The organism is Pseudomonas sp. KH_027, from assembly GCF_057838565.1.
On sequence record NZ_CM174470.1, the window covers coordinates 1,441,222 to 1,467,891 of the forward strand.

The window sequence follows — 26,670 nt, forward strand, 5'->3', positions numbered from 1 at the left end:
ATCCCGTAAGGTAAGGCGCTACACGGACTCAGCCGCCCGGCCACCTGGCCGTATACGCAAGACGGATGACTATGAACCCGAATTTTCTCGATTTCGAACAGCCGATCGCCGATCTGCAAGCAAAGATCGAAGAGTTGCGCCTGGTCGGTAACGACAACTCGCTGAATATCGGCGATGAAATTGCGCGCCTGCAGGACAAGAGCAACAGCTTGACTGCCAGCATCTTCGGCAATCTGACCAGTTGGCAGATCGCCAAGTTGGCCCGCCATCCGCGCCGGCCCTACACCCTGGATTACATCGAGCACATTTTTACCGAGTTCGATGAGCTGCATGGCGATCGGCATTTCTCCGATGACCCGGCAATCGTTGGCGGTGTGGCGCGGTTGAATGACCAGCCGGTTATGGTCATTGGCCATCAGAAAGGTCGCGAAGTGCGCGAGAAGGTTCGGCGCAACTTCGGCATGCCGCGTCCGGAAGGCTATCGCAAAGCCTGCCGCCTGATGGAAATGGCCGAGCGTTTCCAGATGCCGATCCTGACCTTTATCGATACGCCGGGCGCTTATCCGGGTATTGACGCTGAAGAGCGTGGCCAGAGCGAAGCCATCGCCTGGAACCTGCGGGTCATGGCACGGTTGAAAACCCCGATCATCGCCACGGTGATCGGCGAGGGCGGTTCCGGTGGTGCGCTGGCCATTGGTGTCTGCGATCAACTGAACATGTTGCAGTACTCGACCTATGCGGTGATCTCGCCGGAAGGTTGCGCCTCGATCCTGTGGAAAACCGCCGACAAGGCGCCGGATGCCGCGGAAGCCATGGGCATTACCGCCGAGCGCTTGAAAGGCCTGGGTATCGTCGACAAAGTCATCGATGAACCCCTGGGTGGCGCGCACGCATCGCCAGATGTGGCGGCCGAGTCGATCCGCAAGGAGCTGACGACGCAATTGAAGTCGCTGCAGAAGTTCGATACCGAGGCGCTGCTGGCCCGGCGTTATGAGCGACTGATGAGTTACGGCATCGCCTGAGTGGACCTGTCTGCCAGGTTGCTAGCGCGCTTGGCGCCCTGGCGTGATGCGCCAGCCTGGCGCATCGCTTTTTCTGGCGGGCTCGATTCCACCGTTCTGCTGCATCTGCTGGCCAGCCTTGCCAAGCGCGAGGCTTTGCCGTCACTTTCCGCTATCCATATCCATCACGGCCTGCAGGCTGCTGCCGATCTGTGGGCGCAGCATTGCCAAGGCATCTGCGCCCAGCTGGGGGTGCCCGTGCAGGTGTTGCGGGTGCAGGTTGCCAGCGGTGCCAGTCTCGAGCGTGCCGCCCGTGAGGCGCGTTATGGGGCGTTCAGCGAGGCCTTGGCTGATGGCGAGGTGCTGCTGACGGCCCAGCACCGCGACGATCAGGCGGAAACCCTGCTGTTCCGGCTGCTGCGTGGGGCGGGGGTGCGCGGTCTGGCGGGTATGCCGAGCAATCGTGCGCTGGGGCGCGGGCAGTTGCTGAGGCCATTGCTGGACTGCTCGCGCGCCGAGTTGCAGGCCTATGCCGATGCGCACGGGCTGAGCTGGGTGGAGGACCCGTCGAATAGCGACCCCCGCTACTCGCGCAACTACCTGCGGCATCAGGTGTTCCCCCAACTGACGGCGCACTGGCCGCAAGCCGTGCCTACCCTGGCGCGTAGCGCGGCCCACCTGCGCGAGGCCCAGAGCCTGCTGGATGAGTTGGCGGCGCTCGATCTGGCAGGTGCGCAAACGCCGTCGGCCTTTCCCTGGTTGCCATTGCCCTCACTGGCGCTGGCGCCGTTGTCGGCATTGTCGGCGGCGCGCCAGCGCAATGCGTTGCGCCACTGGCTGGCGCCGCTGACGTCTTTGCCCGATAGCGAACATTGGGCTGGCTGGGAGAATCTGCGCGATGCGGCGGTGGATGCCGTGCCGATCTGGCGCTTGGCCCAGGGTGAACTGCGTCGAGCCGACGGACGGTTGTGGTGGCTGAGCGGCGACTGGTTGCGCGGCGCGCCTCTGGCGTTGCCCTGGCCTGACAGTCAGCAACCGCTGGCGTTGCCCGGCAATGGTTGTTTGCGCCTGCAAGGGCGAGGACCGACAGGCGCATTGCAGGTGCGCTATCGTCAGGGTGGCGAGGTGTTGCACGTGCCCGGTCGCGGTCATCGCGATCTCAAGCGCCTGCTTAACGAGGCCGGGTTGCCGGCGTTTGCGCGCGCGCGCTTGCCCTTGCTCTATCGTGCCGACGAGTTGCTCGCGGTTGCCAACCTGCCTGGGCTCGATGGCTCCGTCGTGCAGGGTTGGCAACTGATCTGGCAAGCGCCGACGAATGACCAACGTTTGAGCTGAAAGGCCCTTTCCGGTAGACTACGCTCCCGTCTCATACAGCTTCTGCAGATTCCCCTGGAATCGGTGGATGGCTTTCAATTTTCAAGGCAGCACCCGTCAAGGTTCTGCTGATAATGGGTGGGCTCAGGCCTTCCTTCAGCTTTCCCCGGCGGCGCTGACCGCTTAAACGCAGACTTCTAGGGTTTTTCATGACGCGCTACATATTCGTCACGGGCGGTGTTGTTTCTTCATTGGGGAAGGGCATCGCCTCGGCTTCATTGGCGGCTATCCTGGAGGCGCGGGGCCTGAAGGTCACCATGCTCAAACTGGACCCCTACATCAACGTCGATCCGGGCACCATGAGCCCGTTCCAGCACGGTGAGGTGTTCGTCACCCACGACGGCGCTGAGACCGACCTTGACCTGGGCCACTACGAGCGGTTCATCCGCACCACGATGACCAAGAGCAACAACTTCACCACCGGCCGCGTCTACGAAGACGTGTTGCGCAAAGAGCGCCGGGGTGATTACCTGGGCGCGACCATCCAGGTGATTCCGCACATCACCGACGAAATCAAGCGCCGCATCATCAAGGGCGCCGGCGATGCCGACGTGGCCATGGTCGAAATCGGTGGCACCGTGGGTGACATCGAATCGCAGCCGTTCCTCGAAGCCATCCGCCAGCTGCGTGTGGAAGTCGGCGCCAAGCGCGCGATGCTGATGCACCTGACGCTGGTGCCGTACATCGCCACCGCCGGCGAGACCAAGACCAAGCCTACCCAGCATTCGGTGAAGGAACTGCGCTCCATCGGCCTGCAACCGGACGTGCTGATTTGCCGCTCCGACCACCCGATCGACATTTCTTCGCGGCGCAAGATCGCCCTGTTCACCAACGTCGAAGAGCGTGCGGTGATCGGCCTGGAAGACGTCGACACGATCTACAAGATTCCTTCCGTATTGCATGCCCAGGGTCTGGACGATTTCGTCGTCGAGCGCTTCGGCCTGGAGTGCGGCGGTGCCGATCTGTCCGAGTGGGAACGGGTGGTGGACGCCAAGCTCAACCCGGAGCATGAAGTCACCATCGCCATGGTCGGCAAGTACATGGAATTGCTCGACGCCTACAAGTCGCTGATCGAAGCGATGAGTCACGCCGGCATCCAGAACCGCACCAAGGTCAACCTGCGCTACATCGACTCGGAAGACATCGAGCAGCAAGGCACCGGTCTGCTGGAAGGCGTCGACGCCATTCTGGTACCGGGCGGTTTCGGTCTGCGCGGCGTGGAAGGCAAGATCACCACGGTCAAATATGCCCGTGAAAACAAGATTCCTTACCTGGGCATCTGCCTGGGCATGCAGGTTGCGGTCATCGAGTTCGCCCGCAACGTGTTGGGCTGGAACGATGCCAACTCCACCGAGTTCGACAAGGTCGGTGCTCACCCGGTGGTTGGCCTGATCACCGAGTGGGAAGATGCCGCCGGTGGCGTCGAAATCCGCACCGAGGCTTCCGACCTGGGTGGCACCATGCGTCTGGGTGCCCAGGATTGCCAGCTGGAAAGCGGCTCGCTGGTGCACGGTTGCTACGCCAAGGATGTGATTGTCGAGCGTCACCGCCACCGCTACGAGGTGAACAACCACCTGTTGCCGGAATTGCAGGCCGCTGGCCTGAAAGTTACCGGGCGTTCCGGCGATGGCGCGCTGGTCGAAGTAATCGAAGCACCGGATCATCCGTGGTTCGTCGCTTGCCAGTTCCACCCGGAGTTCACCTCTACGCCGCGTGACGGCCACCCGCTGTTCAGCGGTTTCGTTAACGCGGCCCTGGCGCAGAAAGCGAGAAAGGCATGACCCAGAAAGTCATCCGCGTTGGCGCTATCGACATCGCCAACGACAAACCCTTCGTGTTGTTCGGCGGCATCAACGTGCTCGAATCACGCGATCTGGCCATGAAGACCTGCGAAGAATACGTGCGGGTGACCGAGAAGCTCGGCATCCCCTACGTGTTCAAGGCCAGCTTCGACAAGGCCAATCGCTCCTCGGTCAGCTCCTTCCGTGGCCCCGGCCTGGAAGAGGGTATGAAGATCTTCGAGGAAGTGAAGAAGACCTTCGGCGTGCCGGTGATCACCGACGTGCACGAGCCCCATCAGGCGGCAGCGGTGGCAGCGGTCTGCGACATCATCCAGTTGCCGGCGTTCCTGTCGCGGCAGACCGACCTGGTGGTGGCCATGGCCAAGACCGGTGCGGTGATCAACATCAAGAAAGCCCAGTTCCTCGCGCCCCAGGAGATGAAGCACATCTTGGCCAAGTGCGTGGAGGCCGGGAATGACCGGTTGATCCTCTGTGAGCGCGGTTCGAGCTTCGGTTACAACAACCTGGTGGTCGATATGCTCGGCTTCGGCATCATGAAGCAGTTCGACTACCCGGTATTCTTCGACGTGACCCACGCCCTGCAGATGCCGGGCGGGCGTGCCGACTCTGCCGGTGGCCGTCGTGGCCAGGTCACCGATCTGGCCAAGGCCGGCATGAGCCAGGGGCTGGCCGGGCTGTTCCTCGAAGCCCACCCGGATCCGGACAATGCCAAGTGCGACGGCCCTTGTGCGTTGCGTCTGGACAAGCTGGAGCCCTTCCTCGCGCAACTCAAGGCGCTGGATGACCTGGTGAAGAGTTTTCCGCCGATTGAGACTGCCTAAGCACCTCATTCTTCGGTAAAGTGCCGCTCGGACGAGCTCTGACCCGTGAGTCAGATAGTCGTCGTAGCCGGCTCGATTGGTTTTCAATATTCGCAGACGGCAGCGCCCACTTCTCTGCAGCGCCGTTTTCGTCAATTTTTGGAGTGTTAGTAGCAATGGCAAAGATCGTCGACATCAAAGGTCGTGAGGTTCTGGACTCCCGTGGCAACCCCACAGTAGAAGCGGATGTGATCCTCGACAACGGTATCGTTGGCAGCGCCTGCGCGCCGTCCGGCGCTTCCACCGGTTCCCGCGAGGCATTGGAACTGCGTGATGGCGACAAGAGCCGTTACCTGGGCAAGGGCGTGTTGAAGGCAGTGGCCAACATCAATGGTCCGATCCGCGACCTGCTGCTGGGCAAGGACCCGGTTGACCAGCAAGCGCTCGACCGGGCGATGATCGCCCTCGATGGCACCGAAAACAAAGCCACCCTGGGTGCCAACGCGATCCTCGCCGTGTCCCTGGCCGCCGCCAAGGCCGCTGCCCACGACCAGGACCTGCCGCTGTACGCGCACATCGCCAACCTCAACGGCACGCCGGGCGTTTACTCCATGCCGGTGCCGATGATGAACATCATCAACGGCGGCGAGCACGCCGATAACAACGTCGACATCCAGGAATTCATGGTCCAGCCGGTTGGCGCCAAGACCTTCGCCGACGGCCTGCGCATGGGCACCGAGATTTTCCATCATCTCAAAGCCGTGCTGAAGGCTCGTGGCCTGAGCACTTCGGTGGGTGACGAGGGTGGTTTCGCGCCGAACCTGGCATCCAACGAAGACGCGCTGGCAGCCATCGCCGAAGCCGTGGCCAATGCGGGTTACACGCTGGGTACCGACGTGACCCTGGCGCTGGATTGCGCGGCCAGCGAGTTTTACGAAGATGGCAAGTACGACCTGGCGGGCGAAGGCAAGGTGTTCGACGCGGCCGGTTTCGCCGATTACCTGGCGGGCCTGAGCCAGCGTTATCCGATCATCTCGATCGAAGATGGCATGGACGAGTCCGACTGGGATGGTTGGAAGGTGCTGACCGACAAGATCGGTGCCAAGGTGCAGTTGGTTGGCGACGATCTGTTCGTGACCAACACCAAGATCCTCAAGGAAGGCATCGACAAGAGCATCGCCAACTCGATCCTGATCAAGTTCAACCAGATCGGCACCTTGACCGAAACCCTGGAAGCCATCCAGATGGCCAAGGCGGCTGGCTACACGGCCGTGATCTCGCACCGCTCCGGTGAAACCGAAGATTCGACCATCGCCGACCTTGCCGTGGGTACTGCTGCTGGCCAGATCAAGACCGGCTCGCTGTGCCGCTCCGATCGCGTGTCCAAGTACAACCAATTGCTGCGTATCGAAGAGCAATTGGGTGCGAAAGCACCGTACCGTGGTCGCGCCGAGTTCCGCGGTTAAGCCAGGAATGGTAAAAAGGGCAGCGTTAGCTGCCCTTTTCATGTGGATATCCGATTTTTCATGCGAAGCCCCTACTGGTTGTTCGTCGTCCTGATCCTGCTGCTGGCTGGCCTGCAGTATCGTCTGTGGGTGGGCGAGGGCAGCTTGGCGCAGGTCACCGACCTGCAACGTCAGATCGCTGAGCAAGCTGGTGAAAACGAGCGCCTGCTCGAACGCAACCGTATCCTCGAAGCCGAAGTGCTGGAGCTGAAGAAGGGTATGGAAACCGTCGAAGAGCGTGCCCGTCACGAACTCGGTATGGTCAAAGAGGGCGAAACCCTCTACCAGTTGACCGAATGATTTCCTCTGTAATTCCCGCCTTTTGGGCCCTGATTCCTGCTGCCGGGGTAGGCGCCCGCATGTGCGCCGACCGCCCCAAGCAGTACCTCGAACTGGCCGGCAAAACCATTCTCGAACACACCCTGGACTGTTTTCTCGGGCACCCGCAACTGCGCGGCCTGGTCGTAAGCCTGGCCGGTGATGACCCCTATTGGCCGCAGTTGGCGTATTCGCGTGACGCGCGCATCCAGCGTGCCGAGGGTGGCGCCGAGCGGGCGGATTCGGTACTCAGCGGTCTGCTGCGCCTGGCCGAGCTGGGGGCCGACGCCGACGACTGGGTGTTGGTGCATGATGCCGCGCGGCCAAATCTGTCGCGCTTCGATCTCGACCTGTTGCTCGCCGAGCTGGCCGATGACCCGGTTGGCGGCCTACTCGCCGTGCCGGCGCGCGATACCTTGAAGCGTGCCGATGCCAATGGCCGGGTGGCGGAAACCGTCGATCGCTCGGTGATCTGGCAGGCGTTTACCCCGCAGATGTTTCGCCTCGGTGCCTTGCAGCGGGTATTGGCCGATGCCCTAGTGTCCGGGGTGCGGATCACCGATGAGGCCTCGGCGATCGAGTGGGCCGGTCAGGCGCCGCGCTTGATCGAGGGTCGCGCCGACAATCTCAAAATCACCCGCCCGGAAGACCTTGAGTGGTTGCGTCAGCGCTGGTCGCAAAAACGCTGAAACGGTTTTGTAGGGTGGGTTAGGCCGCAGGCCGTAACCCACCAACCGGCCCAGCGGGCCGGCCGTCGTTCTTCTCATCATGTGCTGCCTGGGTGCCTTGCGGCACCGATGGTGGGTTGCGCCGCTACGCGGCTAACCCACCCTACGCCTACATCGAGGTGTTCAAATATTCCGGCCGCTCGGCCAGACCGGCTTTCAGGTGGTCGACCAGTTGACGCACCTTCGGCGACAGGTGCCGTTGCTGCGGGTATAGCGCCCAGACGGCGGTATTCGGCGGCTGATGGTTTTCCAGCAGCGAGATCAGGGCGCCGCTCTTCAAATGTTCCTGAACGTAATAGTCCGGCAACTGGCACAGGCCCAGGCCACGCAGTGCCGCGTCCAATACCGCCTGGCCGCTGTTGCAGCGCCAGTTGCCCTGTACCCGTTGCGAATATTCCCGCGCGTTCTGCTGAAATCCCCAGGTCTCCGTGCTGCCGATCAGGCAGTTGTGACGGCTCAGTTCCGACAGGCTGTGGGGGCGGCCATAGCGTTCCAGGTAGGCAGGCGCCGCGCACAGGTACATGCGCCGCGGCGCCAGGCGCGTCGCCACCAGGCGCGAGTCCTGCAAGCGTCCGAGGCGAATCGCCAGGTCCAGACCCTCGTGCACCAGGTCGAGGGTGCGATTGCTCAGTTCGATGTCCACTCGCAACTGCGGATGGCGGGTCATGAAGCCGGTCACCAGCGGCACGATAAAGCGCTCGCCATAGGCCACCGCGCAGGTCATGCGCAGCAGGCCCTTGGGTTCGCTGGTCAGTTCGCCGACCGCGCGCAGCGCTTCCTCGCGGGCATCCTGCAGGCGCTGGCAATGCTGCAGAAAGGTTTGCCCGGCTTCGGTCAGGGCCACGCGCCGGGTGCTGCGGTACAGCAGGCGGGTTTGCAGGCGATCTTCCAGGCGCGCGATTTGCCGGCTGATGTGCGATGAGGACACGCCGAGGCGTTCGGCGGCCGCGGTGAATTGGCCGCACTCAGCGACGGCGACGAACTCGTCCAGGCCTTCCCAGCGATTCATGGCGGTTTATTATCCCTGTATGGCAATAATGTTTTGCTTTGCTGTGGATTATTAATCAAATGGCGCTGATCTACACTCTGCCCATCGTTTTAACTGCCGGAGAACCTCCATGATCAAGTCGCGTGCTGCCGTTGCTTTTGCGCCCAACCAACCACTGCAAATCGTCGAAGTGGATGTCGAGCCGCCGAAAGCCGGCGAAGTGCTGGTGCGCATCATCGCCACCGGCGTTTGCCACACCGATGCCTACACGCTGTCCGGCGCCGACTCGGAAGGCGTGTTCCCGTCGATTCTCGGCCATGAAGGCGGCGGTATCGTCGAAGCCGTCGGTGAAGGCGTGACGTCTGTTGCCGTCGGCGATCATGTGATTCCGCTGTACACCGCGGAATGCGGCGAGTGCAAATTCTGCAAATCAGGCAAGACCAATCTGTGCAGCGCCGTGCGCGCGACCCAGGGCAAGGGTCTGATGCCGGATGGCACCAGCCGCTTTTCCTATCAGGGGCAGCCGATCTACCACTACATGGGCTGCTCGACGTTCTCCGAGTACACCGTTTTGCCGGAAGTTTCCCTGGCCAAGATCCCCAAGGACGCGCCGCTGGAAAAGGTCTGCCTGCTCGGTTGCGGCGTGACCACCGGCATTGGTGCGGTGCTGAATACCGCCAAGGTCGAAGAGGGCGCTAGCGTGGCGATTTTCGGTCTTGGCGGCATCGGCCTCGCAGCGATCATCGGCGCCAAGATGGCCAAGGCTTCGCGGATCATCGCCATCGATATCAACCCGGCCAAATTCGACGTGGCCAGGGAATTGGGTGCTACCGACTTCATCAATCCGAAGGATTACGCCAAGCCGATTCAGGACGTGATCATCGAGCTGACCGATGGCGGCGTCGACTACAGCTTCGAGTGCGTCGGCAATGTGCAGCTGATGCGCGCGGCGCTGGAGTGCGCGCACAAGGGGTGGGGCGAGTCGATCATCATCGGTGTCGCCGGTGCCGGCCAGGAAATCAGCACCCGGCCGTTCCAACTGGTCACCGGTCGCGTCTGGCGCGGTTCAGCCTTTGGTGGCGTGAAGGGGCGTACCGAGCTGCCGAGCTATGTGGAGAAGGCGCAGAAGGGCGAGATTCCGCTGGATACCTTCATTACCCACACCATGGGCCTGGAGCGGATCAACGAGGCTTTCGACCTGATGCATGAAGGTAAGAGCATCCGCACCGTTATCCATTTCTGAAAGCAGGGTGCGTCGTGCGCACCAGGCATTCATGTGCTGCACACGGCATACCCTACGGAGATCGTCATGACTCTGGAAAATATTTCCTGCCAGAAAAGCTTCGGCGGCTGGCACAAGCGTTATCGGCACCGATCCGAGGTGCTCGGTTGCGACATGGTGTTTGCCGTCTACCTGCCGCCGCAGGCTGAGCAGGGCGCCAGGCTGCCGGTGCTGTACTGGCTGTCCGGGCTGACCTGCACCGATGAGAACTTCATGCACAAGGCCGGCACCCAGCGCCTGGCAGCCGAGCTGGGGTTGGTCATCGTCGCGCCGGACACCAGCCCGCGCGGGGCGGATGTACCGGGTGACCCGGATGGTGCCTGGGATTTCGGCCTGGGTGCCGGCTTTTACCTGAACGCCACCCAGGAACCCTGGGCGCGGCATTATCGAATGCACGACTATGTGGTACAGGAGCTGCCTGCGCTGATCGAAGCGCACTTCCCGGTTTCGACCAAGCGTGGCATCAGTGGCCATTCGATGGGCGGGCATGGGGCCTTGGTCTGCGCGTTGCGCAATCCCGGGCGCTATCAGTCGCTGTCGGCCTTCGCACCGATCAGCAATCCGTCGTCCTGCCCCTGGGGCGAGAAGGCGTTTTCGCGCTATCTCGGCGAAGATCGTTCGCGTTGGCGCGAGTGGGATGCCTGCGCACTGTTGGCGGAGGCGACAGAAAAGTTGCCGATCCTGGTGGACCAGGGCGATCGCGACGATTTCCTCGTCAATCAGTTGAAGCCCGAGGCCTTGGAGGCAGCCGCCAAGGCGGCCAATCACCCGCTGACGCTCAGGCTGCAACCGGGCTATGACCATAGCTATTTCTTCATCGCCAGCTTTATCGATGAGCATTTGCGACATCATGCGCACGCTCTGAAAGGCTAACGCCAGCCAAAGCGGTTAGAATCGGGACCTGACTTTTCAGGGCCTGATTTTTTCATGAGCAGTTCGATACGTATTGGCCACGGCTACGATGTGCACCGCTTCGGCGAGGGCCGCTTCATCACCCTCGGTGGCGTGCAGATTTCCCATAAATTCGGCTTGATCGCCCACTCCGATGGCGATGTGCTGTTGCATGCGCTGAGCGATGCCTTGCTCGGCGCGGCGGCCCTGGGTGATATCGGTAAACACTTCCCCGATACCGATCCGCAGTTCAAGGGCGCGGACAGCCGGGCACTGCTGCGTCATGTGCTGGGTTTGCTCAAGGCCGAGGGTTGGAAGGTCGGCAACGTCGACACCACTATCGTTGCCCAGGCGCCCAAGATGGCGCCGCATATCGACGCGATGCGTACGGCGATTGCCGCCGATCTTGAGGTTGAATTGGATCAGGTGAATGTGAAAGCCACGACTACTGAAAAACTCGGCTTTACCGGCCGCGAAGAAGGTATCGCCGTGCATGCCGTTGCCCTGTTGGTTCGCTTATGAACGAGTACGAACTGCTTGGCCCGCGAGCCCATGGCGAAGCCGTCGGCCGTGCTGTGCTGAAGGCAACAGCGGAAGACTTTCAGGTCGATGAAGTGTTGGATATTCCACTGGCCGGCGAGGGTGAGCACCTCTGGCTGTGGGTGGAGAAGCGCGGGCTGAACACCGAAGAGGCCGCCCGCCGACTGGCTCGCGCTGCTGGTGTGCCGCTGAAGATGATCAGCTATGCCGGCTTGAAGGACCGGCAGGCGTTGACCCGTCAGTGGTTCAGCCTGCACCTGCCGGGCAAGGCCGACCCGGATCTGTCCGCCGCCGAAGGCGAAACCCTGAGCATCCTCAAGGTCGCGCGGCACAAGCGCAAGTTGCACCGTGGCGCCCATGCGGCGAATGGCTTCACCTTGCGCCTGACCCAGTTGAGCGGCGATCCCGCTGCCCTGGACGCGCGTCTGCAACGAATCGTGGCCCAGGGCGTGCCGAATTATTTCGGCAGCCAACGCTTTGCTTATCAGGGCGGCAATGTGTTGCAGGCGCGCGATTTTGCCAGCCGCCAGGCGTTGCCGGAGCAACGCAACCTGCGCTCGCGTCTGCTCTCGGCGGCGCGCAGCTACCTGTTCAATCAGGTGCTGGCGGCCCGTGTCACGGATGGCAGCTGGCAGCAGGCGCGGGTCGGTGATTTGCTTGCCTTTACCGACAGCCGCAGTTTTTTCCCGGCGGGCGAGGCCGAGTGCAGTGACCCGCGGTTGGCAATTCTCGACCTGCATCCCACGGGGCCGATGTGGGGCGCTGGTGAGTCGCCGACGGCTGGAGCGGCGCATATTCTGGAGCAGACGGTCGCTGAACGTGAACCGGCATTGCGCGACTGGCTGGTCGCCGCGGGCATGGCTCACGAACGGCGCATCCTGCGCCTCCCCATTGGCGGTTTGACGTGGCATTATCCCGAGCCTGACATTCTGCAACTGGAATTCGTCCTGCCGGCTGGATGCTTTGCCACCGTAGTGGTGCGCGAGCTCGTCGATCTGCTGCCGGCAGGGCAGACGGATAACCCATGCGTATTCTGATTTCGAACGACGACGGAGTGACTGCACCCGGCCTCGCCGCGCTGCATGCCGCGCTGGTGGATTATGCCGAGTGCGTGGTCATCGCCCCGGATCAGGACAAGAGCGGCGCAAGCAGCTCCCTGACCCTCGACCGTCCGCTACACCCGCAATATCTCGCTAACGGCTTTATCAGCCTGAACGGCACGCCTGCCGATTGCGTGCACCTGGGCCTCAACGGCTTGTTGCCGTCGGCTCCGGACATGGTGGTGTCGGGTATCAACCTGGGCGCCAACCTGGGGGATGACGTGCTCTATTCCGGCACCGTGGCGGCGGCGCTCGAAGGCCGTTTCATCGGCCGGCCGGCCTTCGCCTTTTCGCTGTTGTCGCGTCAGCCGGACAACCTGCCGACCGCGGCCTATTTCGCGCGTAAACTGGTAGCTGCCCATGACCAACTCGAGTTGCCGCCGCGCACCGTGCTCAACGTGAACATCCCCAATCTGCCGTTGGACCATATCCGCGGCATCCAGCTGACCCGCCTCGGCCATCGCGCCCGTGCGGCGGCGCCGATGAAGGTGATGAACCCGCGTGGCAAGGAAGGCTACTGGATCTCGGTAGCCGGCGATGCCGAGGATGGCGGTCCGGGTACGGACTTCCATGCGGTGATGCAGGGTTATGTGTCGATTACCCCACTGCAGCTGGACCGGACTTTCCATGAGGCTTTCAGTGGCCTCGACAGTTGGCTGGAGGGCTTGCTCTGATGGCTCGCGGGCAAGACGATTTGCAACACCGTGGCATAGGCATGACCTCGCAGCGTACCCGCGAGCGTTTGATCCAGCGCCTGTACGAGGAAGGACTGTCCAACGCCCGGGTGCTCGAAGTGATCCGCCGTACCCCTCGGCATCTGTTCGTCGACGAGGCGCTGGCCCATCGCGCCTATGAAGACACCGCCCTGCCCATCGGGCATAACCAGACCATCTCCCAGCCGTATATGGTTGGGCGCATGACCGAGTTGCTGCTGGCGGCCGGCCCTTTGGACAAGGTGCTGGAAATCGGCACGGGCTCGGGTTACCAGACGGCGGTGCTCGCGCAGTTGGTCGAGCGGGTGTTCTCGGTCGAGCGCATTCAGGTGCTGCAGGACCGCGCCAAAGAGCGGTTGCTCGAACTCAACCTGCGTAACGTGGTCTTTCGCTGGGGCGATGGCTGGGAGGGGTGGTCGGCGCTGGCGCCCTACAATGGCATCATCGTCACGGCGGCCGCGGCCGAGGTGCCCCATGCACTGCTCGATCAGTTGGCGCCTGGCGGGCGTCTGGTGATTCCAGTCGGCGCAGGCGACGTTCAGCAACTGATGCTGATCGTCCGTGAAGAGAATGGTTTCTCTCGGCATGTGCTGGATGCGGTGCGTTTCGTGCCGCTGCTCAATGGCCCCCTGGCTTGACTGTCGGTGCGAGTTGAAGCAAAAAACAGCCCCGGGCGTTTAGCGCTAATCGTGCGGCTGGCTGCGCCGAATAATTTCTGCACAATGGTAATCATGAACAGTCACCGGAAAGGGAGAGGCGGGTGAGTCTCACAGCCATTCAGCAGTGGATTTGCATCAGAGGCGTACAGCGTCTACTGGGTGGCCTGGTTTTCAGTGCGTTATTGGCGGGCTGCAGCAGTTCGCCATCCACTACCGTGCAGGTGGTCGATCGCAACAACAACCGCGCAGCCGCCGCCCCGCAACGTCAACCCGTCACCAGTGGGCAATACGTGGTGCGGCGTGGCGATACGCTCTATTCGATCGCCTTCCGTTTTGGTTGGGACTGGAAGGCCTTGGCGGCGCGCAACAAGATTCCCGCGCCCTACACCATTCGGGTTGGCCAGGCGATTCGCTTCGATGGCAAGTCGGGCGGCTCCTCGGTGGCAGCCGCCAGGCCGGTGGTGGTGCCGTCGTCTGCGGTCAAATCGCCAGCCGGGCCAGCGTCGCCGGCACCGGTCGTTCGCCCGGTCAAGGCACCTGTCGTGCAGTCTCCTGCCACTACGCCGGTACAGACGGTAACCCGTTCGGCCTCGGGTTGGGCCTGGCCGGCTAACGGCAGTTTGATCGGGCGTTTCTCCTCAAACGGCAGTTTGAATAAAGGAATTGATATAGCCGGGGAATTAGGACAGCCTATTTTAGCTGCGTCTGATGGTTCCGTGGTGTACGCCGGGAGTGGTTTACGGGGCTACGGCGAGTTGGTGATCATCAAGCACAGCGATACCTACGTAAGCGCCTACGGCCACAACCGCAGGCTTTTGGTACGGGAGGGGCAGCAGGTCAAAGTTGGGCAGACGATTGCCGAAATGGGTTCCACAGGGGCGGATCGAGTGAAACTTCACTTTGAGATTCGTCGTCAGGGCAAACCTGTAGATCCGCTGCAATTCCTGCCTGATCGTTGATCCGCTGTCGGCCCGCTCCACCATGTAGGAGGACGGGCTCAGGCGTTGCCAGGGAACTAAGGCGTCGTCAGAGCTTGCTGTCGAACTCAGCAAGGGACAACAAGAATGGCACTCAACAAAGAAGCGCCGGAGTTTGACTTAGATGATGAAGTGCTCCTGATGGAGCCCGGCATCGTCTTGGATGAACCGTTGAATGAGGAGTCCGATACTCCACCCAAACGCACCAGAGCCAAACAGGCCACCTCACCCAAGCAACACAAGTACATCGACTACACACGTGCGCTAGACGCAACTCAGCTGTACCTCAACGAAATCGGTTTCTCCCCCCTGCTTACCCCGGAAGAGGAAGTGCACTTCGCGCGCTTGGCGCAGAAGGGCGATCCGGCCGGGCGTAAGCGCATGATCGAAAGCAACCTGCGCCTGGTGGTGAAGATTGCTCGCCGCTACGTCAATCGCGGCCTGTCGCTGCTGGATCTGATCGAAGAGGGCAACCTCGGCCTGATTCGAGCCGTGGAGAAGTTCGACCCTGAGCGCGGCTTCCGTTTCTCGACTTATGCCACCTGGTGGATTCGGCAGACGATCGAGCGCGCCATCATGAATCAGACCCGGACGATCAGGTTGCCGATTCATGTGGTCAAGGAGTTGAACGTATACCTGCGTGCTGCGCGTGAACTGACGCAAAAGCTCGACCACGAACCCTCGGCCGAAGAGATCGCCAACCTGCTGGAAAAGCCGGTCGGCGAGGTCAAGCGCATGCTGGGGCTGAACGAGCGGGTGTCCTCGGTGGATGTTTCCCTTGGCCCCGACTCCGACAAGACGCTGCTCGATACCCTGACCGATGACCGACCGACCGATCCTTGCGAGTTGTTGCAGGACGATGACCTGTCGCAGAGCATCGACCAGTGGCTGTCGGAGCTGACCGATAAGCAGCGTGAGGTCGTGGTGCGGCGCTTTGGGCTGCGCGGTCACGAAAGTTGCACACTGGAGGAGGTTGGCCAGGAGATTGGCTTGACCCGTGAGCGTGTGCGGCAGATTCAAGTAGAGGCACTCAAGCGTCTGCGTGAAATTCTGGAGAAAAACGGCCTGTCGAGCGATGCGCTGTTTCAGTAAGCGTTTGACGCTCAAGTAAAACCCGGCTTCGGTCGGGTTTTTTATGTCTGGCCTTGTAAGTGATTGCTTACAAGTGGTGTAAGTCATTGCACAGAAGGGTGGCCAGTAAGTGGCTTGCAAAGCACTTATATTTATATAAGTTATTGATAGTTAAGGATTTAATATTTTTAGTGCATGCAGCTTAACGCTTCTGAGTCGTAATTGCCTGGCTTGCGGTCGCCAGGGATATCGCTAGTATCTGGGCTGTGTCTAAGGACTGACACGGGCTGACAAGGAGGTTGGTCGGGAACATCGCGGGACGCGATTCATCAGGACGATGAGATGGGAGAAAAAGGGAGTAGGGAAATAAGAGTGGGCGGGTCAAACCGCCCCTTTTTTTGCCTGGAGAAAAGTACCAGGCAAACAAAAAGGCCCGCAGATGCGGGCCTTTTGCGTTCAAGTCTGCAGCAATCAGCGTTCCAGTTGCTCCAGCTTGTTTTTAACCCCGTCCCACTCTTCGGCGTCTGCCAGGGCTTCTTTCTTCTCGGTGATGTTGGGCCAGATTTCAGCCAGGTCGCAGTTCAGTGCGATGAACTCCTGCATATCCTCGGGTACTTCATCTTCCGAGAAGATGGCCTGGGCCGGGCACTCAGGCTCGCACAGTGCACAATCGATGCACTCGTCCGGGTGGATCACCAGGAAGTTCGGGCCTTCGTAGAAGCAGTCCACCGGACAGACTTCCACGCAGTCGGTGTATTTGCACTTGATGCAGTTGTCGGTGACGACGAAGGTCATTTCTAATTCTCTCCTCAGGCGGCTGGGGAGTCCTTATATGGGTTGGACTCCTCGGCTCGGGAAATTATAGCTGCGGCACCAGGCTAATAGGCCACAGCATCCCAAAGCGCGCGCGATTCTAACAGCTTGTGCGGGTGGGCGTTAGATTCGCGTTTTCAGTGTATATAACAGCTCCAGCGCGCGGCGCGGAGTTAGATCATCCGGATTGATCTTGGCCAATTCCTCGAGCACGGGGTGCGGCATGCTGGCGAACATGTCGCTTTGCAGCGGCGGGGCGGGCTGCCCGGGCTCTGCGCGTGGCAGATCATGGGGTAGGCTGGTGGTTTCCAGGCGCGCCAGGTGCTGGCGGGCACGCAGGATTACATCGCCGGGTACGCCGGCCAGTTGTGCAACCGCCAGGCCGTAGCTCTGGCTCGCCGGGCCGGGCAGAACATGGTGCAGGAAGACGATGCGTTCGTTGTGTTCGGTGGCGCTCAGGTGCACGTTGGCGACCACCTGTTCGCTTTCCGGCAGTACCGTCAGCTCGAAATAGTGGGTGGCGAACAACGTGTAGGCGCGCAATTTTGCCAGGTGTTCGGCGGCCGCCCAGGCCAGCGACAGGCCGTCGAAAGTGCTGGTGCCGCGCCCCACTTCGTCCATCAGCACGAGGCTGCGGTCGCTGGCGTTGTGCAGGATATTGGCGGTCTCGCTCATTTCCACCATAAAGGTCGAACGGCCGCCGGCGAGGTCGTCGCTGGAGCCGATCCGGGTGAAAATCCGGTCGACCAGCGACAGCTCGCAACGGGCGGCGGGGACGAAGCTGCCGATGTGCGCAAGCAGCACGATCAGCGCGGTTTGCCGCATATAGGTGGATTTACCACCCATGTTCGGTCCGGTGATGATCAGCATCCGGGTGCTGTCATCGAGTGTCAGGTCATTGGCGACGAAAGGTGTAGTCAGTACCTGTTCCACCACCGGATGGCGCCCTTGCACGATGTGCATGCGCGGCTCATCGACGAAGCGCGGGCGATTCAAGTCTAGGTTCAACGCGCGTTCGGCCAGGTTGCTCAGCACATCCAGTTCGGCCAGTGCGCTAGCGCTGTCCTGTAATGGGCCGAGGTGGCCAATCAGGCGTTCCAGCAGCTCGTCATAGAGCATTTTTTCGCGGGCCAGGGCGCGACTCTTGGCTGAGAGCGCTTTGTCTTCGAAGGCTTTCAGTTCGGGAGTGATGTAGCGCTCGGCGCCTTTGAGCGTCTGCCGGCGGATATAGTCGGCAGGCGCTTGCTCGGCTTGTTTGCTCGGCAGCTCGATGAAATAGCCGTGGATGCGGTTGTAGCCGACCTTGAGGTTGGCCAGTCCGGTCCGGGCTTTTTCGCGGGTTTCGAGGTCGATCAAGAATTGCCCGGCGTTTTCACTCAGCGATTGCAGTTCGTCCAGCTCCGCGTCGTAACCGGTCTTGAGCACGCCACCCTCGCGGATCACCGCCGGTGGGTTGTCGATGATCGCGCGTTGCAGCAGATCCGCCAGTTCGGGATACATGCTGACCGTCGCCGCCAGTTCATTCAGGTGCGGGGTGTCCAGATCGACCATCGCTGTCTGTAATTCAGGCAGTGCCGCGAGGGCGTCGCGCAGGCGCGCCAAGTCACGTGGGCGGGCATTGCGCAGACCAATCCGGGCGAGGATGCGCTCGACGTCGCCGATCTCTTTCAGTTGCGGCTGCAGGTTCTCGAAGCGATAGCGTTCCAGCAGGCAGGCGATGGACTCCTGGCGCGCGTCGAGCACTGCGCGTTGGCGCAGCGGGCGATTCAGCCAACGGGTCAGTAGGCGACTGCCCATGGCAGTCTGGCAACGGTCGATCACCGATTGCAGGGTGTTGTCGCGCCCGCCGGCGAGGTTGGTGTCCAGTTCGAGGTTGCGGCGGCTGGCGCCGTCGAGGATCACCGTATCGTCCAGGCGCTCATGGCGCAGGCTGCGCAAGTGCGGCAGGGCGGTGCGCTGGGTCTCCTTGGCGTAGGCCAAGAGGCAGCCGGCGGCACCGATAGCCAGGGTCAGGGTCTCGCAACCGAAGCCTTTCAGATCCTGGGTGGCGAACTGCTGACAGAGGCTTTTGAGCGCCGAATCACGTTCGAAGTCCCAGGGTGCGCGACGCCGCACGCCACGGCGCTTCTCGGCGGGCAGACCTTGTGGCCAGTCATCCGGTATCAGTAGCTCGACCGGGTTGAGGCGCTCCAACTCGGCGAGCAGGTTCTCCCAGCCGTTGATTTCCAGCACGCTGAAGCGGCCGCTGGTGATGTCCAGCACGGCCAGGCCGAACAGGCGCTCGTCGCCCAAGACAGCGGCCAGCAGGTTGTCGCGGCGTTCGTCGAGCAGCGCTTCGTCGCTCACGGTTCCCGGGGTGATGATGCGCACCACTTGGCGATCGACCGGGCCCTTGCTGGTCGCCGGGTCGCCGACCTGTTCGCAGATCACCACTGACTCGCCGAGCTTGACCAGCTTGGCCAGATAGCCCTCGGCGGCATGATAAGGAATTCCGCACATCGGAATGGCAGTGCCGGCCGACTGGCCACGGGCGGTCAGGGTGATGTCGAGTAGCTTGGCGGCCTTCTTCGCGTCCTCATAGAAGATCTCGTAGAAGTCACCCATGCGGTAAAACATCAACTGATCCGGGTGCTGATTTTTCAGCCGCCAGTATTGCTGCATCATCGGGGTGTGTGCGGAAAGGTCGCTCTGACTCATTACCAGGCCTTGCGTGCAAAAGGCGCTAGTGTACGGTATCCCACCCGTCCGCTTTAACCCCGGAGAAGGTCTTGGAAGAGATTACCCGTCTTGCCGCGCAGCTTGGCGAATGCCTGCAGTCCTTGAATGCCCGGGTGACCACCGCCGAGTCCTGCACGGGCGGCGGGATTGCCGAGGCGATCACCCGTATTCCCGGCAGTTCGGTGTGGTTCGAAGCGGGTTATGTCACCTATTCGAACTGGCAAAAAACGCTGCAACTGGATGTGCCGGTCGAGTTGTTCGCATCGGTTGGCGCGGTCAGTCGTGAAGTGGTCGAGGCCATGGCGCGCGGTGCGCAAGTTAAAAGTGCGGCGCACTTTTCCGTTGCCGTAAGCGGTGTGGCGGGGCCGGATGGAGGTTCAGTGGAAAAACCCGTTGGTACGGTTTGGCTGGCTTGGTGCGGCGGTGAGTTGCTCTACGCTCAGCGTCGGCAGTTTGCAGGTGATCGCACGGAAGTTCGCCGACAAACGGTTGAGGCCGCGCTGGCTGGGCTGATCCGACTAGCTGCAGGAGAAAATCCAGTTCAGGGGTAGGCGTGCGACTTGCCGTATGGAATAATACTGGCTACTTATACAGTTGTTAGCGGCCGTTAGGCCCTCTTGATCACGTGAGGATTCAATGGACGAGAATAAGAAGCGCGCCTTGGCTGCGGCCCTTGGCCAGATTGAAAAACAATTCGGCAAAGGCGCGGTAATGCGCATGGGCGATCAGGATCGCCAGGCGATTCCGGCCATTTCCACCGGCTCGCTGGGGCTGGACATCGCCTTGGGCATTGGCGGTCTGCCGAAAGGCCGGATCGTCGAAATCTACGGCCCTGAATCCTCCGGCAAAACCACGCTGACGCTGTCGGTGATTGCCGAAGCGCAGAAAATGGGTGCGACCTGCGCGTTCGTCGATGCCGAGCACGCCCTCGATCCCGAATACGCCGGCAAGCTGGGCGTGAATGTCGATGACCTGCTGGTGTCGCAGCCGGATACCGGCGAGCAGGCCCTGGAAATCACCGACATGCTGGTGCGCTCCAATGCCGTGGATGTGATCGTGATCGACTCCGTGGCAGCGCTGGTGCCCAAGGCCGAGATCGAAGGCGAAATGGGCGATATGCACGTCGGCCTGCAAGCCCGTCTGATGTCTCAGGCGCTGCGCAAGATTACCGGCAACATCAAGAACGCCAATTGCCTGGTGATCTTCATCAACCAGATCCGCATGAAGATCGGCGTGATGTTCGGTAGCCCGGAAACCACCACCGGTGGTAATGCCCTGAAGTTCTACGCCTCGGTCCGTTTGGACATCCGCCGTACCGGTGCGGTGAAAGAGGGTGACGAGGTGGTCGGCAGCGAAACCCGCGTCAAAGTGGTGAAAAACAAGGTGGCGCCGCCCTTCCGTCAGGCCGAGTTCCAGATCCTTTACGGCAAAGGCATCTACCGCAACGGTGAAATCATCGACCTCGGTGTGCAGCTTGGCCTGCTGGAAAAATCCGGCGCCTGGTACAGCTACCTCGGCAACAAGATCGGCCAGGGCAAGGCGAACTCCGCCAAATACCTGGAAGACAACCCGGAAGTGGGCAAGACAGTCGAGAAGCAGATTCGCGACAAGCTGTTGATGGCCTCCAAGGATGCCGCTGCAGCCGCGGCGGCTGCAGCGGCTACCAGTACGGCGGATGACCTGGCTGACGCGGACGCCTGATTCGCGCCATGTCCGTCGTGCTCGACAGCCCTGCCGCAGTGCGGCGGACCGCCATGGATCTCCTGGCGCGCCGCGAGCATGGGCGTGTCGAGCTGACGCGTAAGCTGCGCCAGCGCGGGGCCCCTGCTGAATTGATCGAACCCGCTCTCGACCGCCTTGCGCAAGAGGGTTTGCTTTCTGAATCCCGTTATCTGGAAAGCTTCGTCTCCTACCGCGCGCGCTCCGGCTATGGGCCGCTGCGCATCCGCGAAGAGTTGACGCAGCGCGGTCTGGCCCGCGCGGATATCGAGCAGGCCTTACGCGAGAGCGGCATCAACTGGCGTGAACAGCTGGAGGAAGTCTGGCGCCGCAAGTTTGCCGGAGAGCTGCCCCGCGATGCGCGTGAGCGTGCTCAGCAGGGGCGTTTCCTCAGTTACCGCGGCTACCCACTGGATTTGATTGGTCGCCTGTTGCGCGGCGTCCTAGACGACTGAGTTTTTCGTCGGCAGCCTTAAGCCACGCGCTTTGCGCATGGCTGGATGTCGAGGAGGATTCAGCTACGGCGGGACGGAGCTAGGCAGGTTTTGCCCAATTTTCCGGCAGGTTGAGGGTGTCGAGCAGTTCGCGCAAACGGCCGTGATCACGGCCATTGAAGGTGAAGGCCAGACGGGTCAGGTAGCTCAATTCGGGTTCGTCGCGTTCGGCCTCGAACAGTGATTGCTGCTCGAAACTGCCGCTTTTGCACAGATCGGCAAAATCGTCATGCAGCCGCGCCAGTGCTGTCTCGCTGATGGGGTGGTTCAGGCGAACCGCGAAGCGTTCCTTGAGCCAGCGGCTGGAGTGGAAGTTGCTATAGAACTGGGCAATTTCTTCTGCCGCCTCTTCGGCGCTGTGGACCAGACGAATCAACTTCATGTCGCTGGGAAGAATGTAGCCATTGCTCTCCAGTTGCTTGTGGATAAAGGCCAGGGCGTCCTGCCAGAAACTGCCGCCCGGCTCGTCCAGCAGTACCACGGGCACCAGCGGGCTTTTACCTGTCTGGATCAGGGTCAGCACTTCCAGGGCTTCATCCAGGGTGCCGAAGCCGCCTGGGCAAAGCACCAGCGCGTCGGCCTCCTTGACGAAGAACAACTTGCGCAGGAAGAAGAACTTGAACGACAGCAGGTTGGCGCTGCCTTCGACGGTGGCGTTGGCGCCTTGCTCGAAGGGTAGGGTGATGTTGAAGCCCAGGCTGTTCTCCAGCCCTGCGCCTTCATGGGCTGCCGCCATGATGCCGCCGCCGGCACCGGTAATCACCATCAAGTCATAGCGCGCCAGCGTGGCGCCGAGTTCGCGGGCCAACGCATAGATCGGGTGTGTGACCGGGGTGCGCGCGGAGCCGAAGACAGTGACTTTGCGCCGACGCTTGAACTGTTCGAGGTTGCTGAAGGCGTGCTCCATTTCACGCAAGGTTTGCAGCATGATTTTCGCGTCCCAGCGATTGCGGTCGGCTTGGGCCATGCGGATGACGGTGATCAGCATGTCGCGGTAAAGCGCTCGATTGAGGCTGCTGCCAGGGGCAGTCAGCGCGACCAGTTCGTCGATCTTGCTGGTGAGGTCGATTCCGCTGGTCTGGAAGTGACGAGATAGGTAGTCGTCCGGTTCGTAAGGCATTCAACGTCTCCTTGTGCTGCAGAACCTTTGGCTGTGCCACTGGGCACGGCTGCGACACGGGCGGTGTCGCGGGCAATTCAGGCGGCTTGGCTTGAATTGCGCAATCAGACCCGTTGGGGTCTGGCAGTCGACGATCGATAGGGTTGTGTATCGATCAGCGCTGACTTCGAGTGCGAGCGGTGTGTGGTTCAAAAGCGGGCCTGCTCGATCAGGGCTTTTGCGTGAAGTGCTCGCGCAGTGATTGAGGTTTTCGCTCTTCCTGATGTTCAGTAAAGCTCAAGGTGCCGAGCTTACTACTGCAATTAGCCGCCGTAGACACCTCGCTGGCGATGCCAGCTTCTCAAGTTTGTAGCACGAAGTGGGCGTTGTGCGCAGGTCTGCCATCTGCGCCAGTGGCGCAGCAGGCGGATTACTTCAGGCCGCAGTCGGTTTTGCTGAAGCGCTCGGTGGTGATCGGTTTATTGCTCTTGTACTCGGTGAAGTCGTAACGCAGCCCGGCGCCACGGGCCAGCAACTGCCGATAGCCGGTATTGCGGCACACGCTGTTGGCCAGTTGCGCGCGAACCGCGTCGGGGTTGCCGCGCATCTGTGCGGCGTGGCCTTCACGCACGCTCAGGTGATTGACCAACTCGTTACCGTCGACGGTGTAGCCCTGGTCGAGAATGTCTTCGTTGATCGCCCGTGGCGTGCCAACGCTACTTTCTTTGGCCACTTTATCCAGCATTTTGGCCAGCTCGTAATCCTTGAGCGAGGCGGCGTGTGCTGTGGGCAGGACGAAGCAGAGGGCAAGGGCCATAACGCGCAACATGTAAATCTCCATAGCGATGAAACGGTTTTGACTGCGGATCGTGGCAGGTGTTCACCCGCGTAGCCAATAGTTCGCAGCTTTAGCTGCGCGCATCCTGAGCAAGCCGCCAGGTGAGATCAAGCCTGGCATTCAACCAGCGGTTCTGGGGCCGGGGGCCAATCTGGAAAGTCGCCGGGACGGCTCTTCGCCTGGCATGGGCTGATGGGCGGGCTGCCGCAGCGTCTTGGCCTGCCTCAGCCCGGCGGCAGGCGGTTTTGCACCTGGCCTCTGATAAACTCGGCGACCTCTTTTGTCGGTCGGATTGCCCGTATGTTCAGCGTTACTCTTTTTGCGCGCCCGCTGCGATGAGCCATGCCGTATCCCGGCTGCGCGCCGAGCGTCTGGAACGCAGCACCAAACCCTTCGTCGCGCGTGGTTCGCGGGCGATACGCTGCGCGCAGTGCCGAGTGATCGACAGCTATTGCCTGTGCGCCTGGCGACCGCGGATGCAGACACGGGCGGGAGTCTGCCTGTTGATGCACGACGTGGAGCCGTTGAAGCCGACCAATACCGGTTGGTTGATTGCCGACGTGGTGCCGGACACCTTTGCCTATAGCTGGTTTCGCACCTCGGTCGAGCCCGAGGTGCCGCAACTGCTCGATGACCCGCAGTGGCAGCCCTACCTGGTCTTCCCCGGTGAATTCGTCGCGCCTGAACGGGTGGTGACCGAGGTCACGCTGGAGGAGGGCAAGCGCCCGTTGTTTATCCTGCTCGATGCGACCTGGACCGAAGCACGCAAGATGTTCCGCAAAAGCCCTTACCTCGACAGCCTGCCGGTGCTCAGCCTGCAACCCGAGCAACTGTCGCGCTATCGCCTGCGGCGCTCCAAGCGTGACGACCACCTCTGTACGTCGGAGGTGGCGGCGTTGTGCCTGGAGCTGGCCGGTGAAGCAACCGCCGGCGCGGCGCTGGATGCGTACCTGGAGGTATTCACCGCGCATTACCTGGGCGCCAAGTATCAGCGCGCGGTTGATCTGGAGGACGAGACACACCAGCGGCTGGCGGCCTATCTATAGATTCACGCTTGAGTGCTGGTAGTGCGCAGCTAGCAACGAACGCAAACCCGTATTGGTGTCACACGGTTTTGCTTTCGAGCGTCTGGTCGTCGGGTGCCTTCTTCGGCCATAACTGCGCCACCAGCATGCCGGCGAACATCAGGCCGCAGCCGATATAGCCTTTGAGTACCAGGGTTTCGCCGAGGAACAGCGCGCCGGCGATGGCGGCGAACACCGCTTCCAGGGAGAGGATGATCGCCGCGTGGGAGGCGATTGCGTGTTTCTGCGCCACCACCTGCAGGGTGAAACCGATCGCCACGCCGAACAGGCCGCCATAGAGAATCGCCGGGCCGGCCTGGAGAACGGCGTCCAGCTGGATCTCCTCGAGGGTCAACGCCAGCAGCAGGCTAACCAGCGCGCAGACGACGAATTGCAGGAAGGCCAGGCGGATCGGATCATGCCGGCTGGCGAGAAAGCCCACCAGCAGCACGTGCACGCCCCAGACGAAGGCGCCGGCCAGTTGCAGCCAGTCGCCTGAGGCTACATGGAAATTCTCGCCGACGCTCAAGAGGAACATGCCAAGCACCGCCAGGCTCGCACCCAGCCAGGTGCCGAGACCGGTCTTGTGACCCAGTGCCAGGCCCAGCAGCGGCACTATGATCACGTAGAGCCCGGTGATAAAGCCGGAGTTGGTCACGCTGGTGAACAGCAGGCCGACCTGCTGCAGGTTGATGCCGAGGGTCAGCGCCAGGCCCAATAACCCGCCGCCGAGCAGCAGGCCGCGAGTGAGGAAGGGTTCAGGCTGAGCGCCGTTCGCCGGGCGCCGCAGCACCAGAGGCAGCAGAACCAGCGCCGCCAGGGCAAAGCGCAGGCCGGTATAGAGGAAGGGTCCGATCGTATCCATGCCCAGGCGCTGGGCAACGAAGGACGCGCCCCAGATCACCGCGGTGATCAGCATTAACAGGTCGGCGCGCAAGGCTTGGCTTCGCATGGTCATTCTCGGCAAGAAAAGCCGCGAACTGTGCCGGAAAGCTTTGAACTTGACCACCCCATCACGGCTCGGCATGCTGAGCGCCGCCTCCGGCCCACAACAAGAACAGGATATGCCCAATGGCCGCCTATGAAATCCTGATTGCCGACGATCATCCGTTGTTTCGCAGTGCCCTGCAGCAGGCGCTGACCCTTGGCCTTGGCCCGCAGGTGCGGTTGGTGGAAGCCGCCAGCATCGCCGAACTGGAAGCCCGCCTTGGGGAAAAGGCCGACTGGGATCTGGTCCTGCTCGACCTGAATATGCCTGGCGCCTATGGCTTCTCCGGGCTGGTGCTGCTGCGCGGGCAGTACCCGCAGGTTCCCGTGGTGATGGTCTCGGCCCAGGAAGAGGCCGCCGTGGTGGCCCGCTCCCGCGCTTTCGGGGCCAGCGGCTTCATTCCGAAATCCAGTTCGCTGGAAACCATCCAGCAGGCTGTGCGGGTGGTGCTCGACGGCGATGTCTGGTGGCCGCCGCAGGCGCTCGAAGGCGCCAGTGTGTCGGCCGAAGCCAAGGCCGCCAGCGCCGGGTTGGCCAGCCTGACGCCGCAGCAGTTCCGGGTGCTGACCATGGTCTGCGACGGCCTGCTGAACAAGCAGATCGCCTATGAACTGGGCGTTTCCGAGGCGACGATCAAGGCCCACGTCACGGCCATTTTCCGCAAACTGAACGTGCGCACGCGCACTCAGGCGGCGCTATTGTTGCAACATCTGGAATCCATTCCCGCCAGTTGAGCCCATTCGTCGCGCCCACTTTCACGCTTTTTTGACCGCTTCTGGCTTAGCCTGCAGCCCTCACAACATATTGGTTGTTTTCCCATGTCGCCATTCAAGGGCCAGACCGGCCTGAAACGCATCCTCAACGCCGCTGGCTATTCGTTCGACGGCCTGCGCGCCGCCTTCATCGGTGAGGCTGCTTTTCGCCAGCTGGTATTGTTGAATGCGCTGCTGATTCCGCTGGCGTTCTTTTTCGACGTCAGCCGTGTCGAGCGGGCCTTGATGATCGCCGTGTGCTTGGTGGCCTTGATCGTCGAGTTGCTCAACTCGGCAGTCGAAGCGGCAATCGATCGTATCTCGCTGGATCTGCACCCGCTGTCGAAAAATGCCAAGGACATGGGCAGCGCCGCGCAGTTTGTCGCGCTGAGCTTGATCGGCAGCGTCTGGGCGGTGATTCTGCTGTAAGGCGGTT

27 protein-coding genes are annotated in these 26,670 nt (G+C 61.7%); 21 read left to right on the plus strand and 6 right to left on the minus strand.

Translation table 11 applies throughout. The annotated features are described in order from the left end of the window. The first annotated feature begins 71 nt into the window (after positions 1 to 71). From AC3IYG_RS06710 to ispD, 7 genes are all read left to right on the plus strand, one after another. The gene (locus AC3IYG_RS06710; RefSeq protein WP_489313004.1) at positions 72 to 1,022 is read left to right on the plus strand and encodes an acetyl-CoA carboxylase carboxyltransferase subunit alpha; all 951 of its coding nucleotides are present in this window, start codon (positions 72 to 74) and stop codon (positions 1,020 to 1,022) included. Next, entirely contained in the window at positions 1,023 to 2,336 is a 1,314-nt protein-coding gene (gene tilS, locus AC3IYG_RS06715) for a tRNA lysidine(34) synthetase TilS (protein WP_489313006.1), read from the plus strand. It abuts the gene before it with no gap. A 188-nt stretch (positions 2,337 to 2,524) separates the two neighbouring features. Beyond that, positions 2,525 to 4,156, plus strand: a complete 1,632-nt coding sequence (pyrG, locus tag AC3IYG_RS06720; RefSeq protein ID WP_489313007.1) for a CTP synthase — start codon at positions 2,525 to 2,527, stop codon at positions 4,154 to 4,156. Further along, the gene (gene kdsA / locus AC3IYG_RS06725) at positions 4,153 to 4,998 is read left to right on the plus strand and encodes a 3-deoxy-8-phosphooctulonate synthase (protein WP_489313008.1); all 846 of its coding nucleotides are present in this window, start codon (positions 4,153 to 4,155) and stop codon (positions 4,996 to 4,998) included. Before pyrG ends, kdsA begins: the two co-directional genes overlap by 4 nt. A 155-nt stretch (positions 4,999 to 5,153) precedes the next feature. Then, the gene (gene eno / locus AC3IYG_RS06730) at positions 5,154 to 6,443 is read left to right on the plus strand and encodes a phosphopyruvate hydratase (protein ID WP_489313009.1); all 1,290 of its coding nucleotides are present in this window, start codon (positions 5,154 to 5,156) and stop codon (positions 6,441 to 6,443) included. Positions 6,444 to 6,503: 60 nt separating this feature from the next. Next, complete coding sequence (ftsB, locus tag AC3IYG_RS06735) at positions 6,504 to 6,782, plus strand: cell division protein FtsB (RefSeq protein WP_489313011.1); 279 nt, start codon at positions 6,504 to 6,506, stop codon at positions 6,780 to 6,782. Continuing rightward, the gene (gene ispD / locus AC3IYG_RS06740; protein ID WP_489313012.1) at positions 6,779 to 7,489 is read left to right on the plus strand and encodes a 2-C-methyl-D-erythritol 4-phosphate cytidylyltransferase; all 711 of its coding nucleotides are present in this window, start codon (positions 6,779 to 6,781) and stop codon (positions 7,487 to 7,489) included. Before ftsB ends, ispD begins: the two co-directional genes overlap by 4 nt. Before the next feature lie 148 nt (positions 7,490 to 7,637). Here the strand turns inward: ispD and AC3IYG_RS06745 are convergent, their stop codons facing one another. Beyond that, positions 7,638 to 8,537, minus strand: a complete 900-nt coding sequence (locus tag AC3IYG_RS06745; RefSeq protein ID WP_489313013.1) for a LysR substrate-binding domain-containing protein — start codon at positions 8,535 to 8,537, stop codon at positions 7,638 to 7,640. A gap of 109 nt (positions 8,538 to 8,646) precedes the next feature. On the opposite strand from AC3IYG_RS06745, the gene AC3IYG_RS06750 reads away from it, so the two are divergent. From AC3IYG_RS06750 to rpoS, 8 genes are all read left to right on the plus strand, one after another. Beyond that, the gene (locus tag AC3IYG_RS06750; RefSeq protein WP_489313014.1) at positions 8,647 to 9,759 is read left to right on the plus strand and encodes an S-(hydroxymethyl)glutathione dehydrogenase/class III alcohol dehydrogenase; all 1,113 of its coding nucleotides are present in this window, start codon (positions 8,647 to 8,649) and stop codon (positions 9,757 to 9,759) included. A gap of 66 nt (positions 9,760 to 9,825) precedes the next feature. Further along, the gene (gene fghA, locus AC3IYG_RS06755) at positions 9,826 to 10,671 is read left to right on the plus strand and encodes an S-formylglutathione hydrolase (RefSeq protein ID WP_489313016.1); all 846 of its coding nucleotides are present in this window, start codon (positions 9,826 to 9,828) and stop codon (positions 10,669 to 10,671) included. 66 nt (positions 10,672 to 10,737) lie between these two features. Then, positions 10,738 to 11,211: a 2-C-methyl-D-erythritol 2,4-cyclodiphosphate synthase gene (gene ispF / locus AC3IYG_RS06760; RefSeq protein ID WP_489313853.1), complete on the plus strand. Its 474-nt coding sequence runs from the start codon at positions 10,738 to 10,740 to the stop codon at positions 11,209 to 11,211. Further along, the gene (gene truD, locus AC3IYG_RS06765) at positions 11,208 to 12,266 is read left to right on the plus strand and encodes a tRNA pseudouridine(13) synthase TruD (protein WP_489313017.1); all 1,059 of its coding nucleotides are present in this window, start codon (positions 11,208 to 11,210) and stop codon (positions 12,264 to 12,266) included. The genes ispF and truD overlap by 4 nt, the downstream gene beginning before the upstream one ends. Further along, complete coding sequence (gene surE / locus AC3IYG_RS06770) at positions 12,254 to 13,003, plus strand: 5'/3'-nucleotidase SurE (RefSeq protein WP_489313018.1); 750 nt, start codon at positions 12,254 to 12,256, stop codon at positions 13,001 to 13,003. The genes truD and surE overlap by 13 nt, the downstream gene beginning before the upstream one ends. Before the next feature lie 41 nt (positions 13,004 to 13,044). Beyond that, positions 13,045 to 13,680 (plus strand): protein-L-isoaspartate(D-aspartate) O-methyltransferase, encoded by a 636-nt coding sequence (locus AC3IYG_RS06775; protein WP_489313854.1) that lies wholly within the window; start codon positions 13,045 to 13,047, stop codon positions 13,678 to 13,680. 122 nt (positions 13,681 to 13,802) lie between these two features. Then, positions 13,803 to 14,660: a peptidoglycan DD-metalloendopeptidase family protein gene (locus tag AC3IYG_RS06780; RefSeq protein WP_489313020.1), complete on the plus strand. Its 858-nt coding sequence runs from the start codon at positions 13,803 to 13,805 to the stop codon at positions 14,658 to 14,660. Between the two features lie 105 nt (positions 14,661 to 14,765). Then, positions 14,766 to 15,770 carry an RNA polymerase sigma factor RpoS gene (rpoS, locus tag AC3IYG_RS06785; protein WP_489313021.1) on the plus strand — a complete coding sequence of 335 codons (1,005 nt, stop codon included), beginning with the start codon at positions 14,766 to 14,768 and terminating at the stop codon, positions 15,768 to 15,770. 450 nt (positions 15,771 to 16,220) lie between these two features. Here rpoS and fdxA read toward each other — a convergent pair whose 3' ends face one another. Together fdxA and mutS are read right to left on the minus strand one after the other, a co-directional pair. Beyond that, entirely contained in the window at positions 16,221 to 16,544 is a 324-nt protein-coding gene (fdxA, locus tag AC3IYG_RS06790; protein WP_137885132.1) for a ferredoxin FdxA, read from the minus strand. A gap of 141 nt (positions 16,545 to 16,685) precedes the next feature. After that, complete coding sequence (gene mutS / locus AC3IYG_RS06795; protein ID WP_489313022.1) at positions 16,686 to 19,259, minus strand: DNA mismatch repair protein MutS; 2,574 nt, start codon at positions 19,257 to 19,259, stop codon at positions 16,686 to 16,688. Positions 19,260 to 19,330: 71 nt separating this feature from the next. Between mutS and AC3IYG_RS06800 the strand changes: the two genes are divergently transcribed. The 3 genes from AC3IYG_RS06800 to recX all read left to right on the plus strand — a co-directional run bounded on the left by AC3IYG_RS06800 (position 19,331) and on the right by recX (position 21,454). Beyond that, positions 19,331 to 19,831 (plus strand): CinA family protein, encoded by a 501-nt coding sequence (locus tag AC3IYG_RS06800; protein ID WP_489313023.1) that lies wholly within the window; start codon positions 19,331 to 19,333, stop codon positions 19,829 to 19,831. A gap of 85 nt (positions 19,832 to 19,916) precedes the next feature. Continuing rightward, the gene (gene recA, locus AC3IYG_RS06805) at positions 19,917 to 20,981 is read left to right on the plus strand and encodes a recombinase RecA (protein WP_489313024.1); all 1,065 of its coding nucleotides are present in this window, start codon (positions 19,917 to 19,919) and stop codon (positions 20,979 to 20,981) included. 8 nt (positions 20,982 to 20,989) lie between these two features. Continuing rightward, on the plus strand, positions 20,990 to 21,454 hold the full coding sequence (recX, locus tag AC3IYG_RS06810; RefSeq protein ID WP_489313025.1) for a recombination regulator RecX: 465 nt from the start codon (positions 20,990 to 20,992) through the stop codon (positions 21,452 to 21,454). Between the two features lie 79 nt (positions 21,455 to 21,533). Here recX and AC3IYG_RS06815 read toward each other — a convergent pair whose 3' ends face one another. Together AC3IYG_RS06815 and AC3IYG_RS06820 are read right to left on the minus strand one after the other, a co-directional pair. Continuing rightward, the gene (locus AC3IYG_RS06815) at positions 21,534 to 22,613 is read right to left on the minus strand and encodes an LOG family protein (protein ID WP_489313026.1); all 1,080 of its coding nucleotides are present in this window, start codon (positions 22,611 to 22,613) and stop codon (positions 21,534 to 21,536) included. A gap of 409 nt (positions 22,614 to 23,022) precedes the next feature. After that, positions 23,023 to 23,421, minus strand: a complete 399-nt coding sequence (locus tag AC3IYG_RS06820) for a quorum-sensing-regulated virulence factor family protein (protein ID WP_489313027.1) — start codon at positions 23,419 to 23,421, stop codon at positions 23,023 to 23,025. Positions 23,422 to 23,765: 344 nt separating this feature from the next. On the opposite strand from AC3IYG_RS06820, the gene AC3IYG_RS06825 reads away from it, so the two are divergent. After that, positions 23,766 to 24,476 (plus strand): tRNA-uridine aminocarboxypropyltransferase, encoded by a 711-nt coding sequence (locus AC3IYG_RS06825; RefSeq protein WP_489313028.1) that lies wholly within the window; start codon positions 23,766 to 23,768, stop codon positions 24,474 to 24,476. Positions 24,477 to 24,534: 58 nt separating this feature from the next. Here the strand turns inward: AC3IYG_RS06825 and AC3IYG_RS06830 are convergent, their stop codons facing one another. After that, positions 24,535 to 25,446 carry a DMT family transporter gene (locus AC3IYG_RS06830; protein ID WP_489313029.1) on the minus strand — a complete coding sequence of 304 codons (912 nt, stop codon included), beginning with the start codon at positions 25,444 to 25,446 and terminating at the stop codon, positions 24,535 to 24,537. 119 nt (positions 25,447 to 25,565) lie between these two features. Between AC3IYG_RS06830 and erdR the strand changes: the two genes are divergently transcribed. Together erdR and AC3IYG_RS06840 are read left to right on the plus strand one after the other, a co-directional pair. Beyond that, positions 25,566 to 26,216 (plus strand): response regulator transcription factor ErdR, encoded by a 651-nt coding sequence (gene erdR, locus AC3IYG_RS06835; protein ID WP_489313030.1) that lies wholly within the window; start codon positions 25,566 to 25,568, stop codon positions 26,214 to 26,216. Between the two features lie 84 nt (positions 26,217 to 26,300). Further along, complete coding sequence (locus AC3IYG_RS06840) at positions 26,301 to 26,663, plus strand: diacylglycerol kinase (RefSeq protein WP_489313031.1); 363 nt, start codon at positions 26,301 to 26,303, stop codon at positions 26,661 to 26,663. Positions 26,664 to 26,670 lie beyond the last annotated feature (7 nt).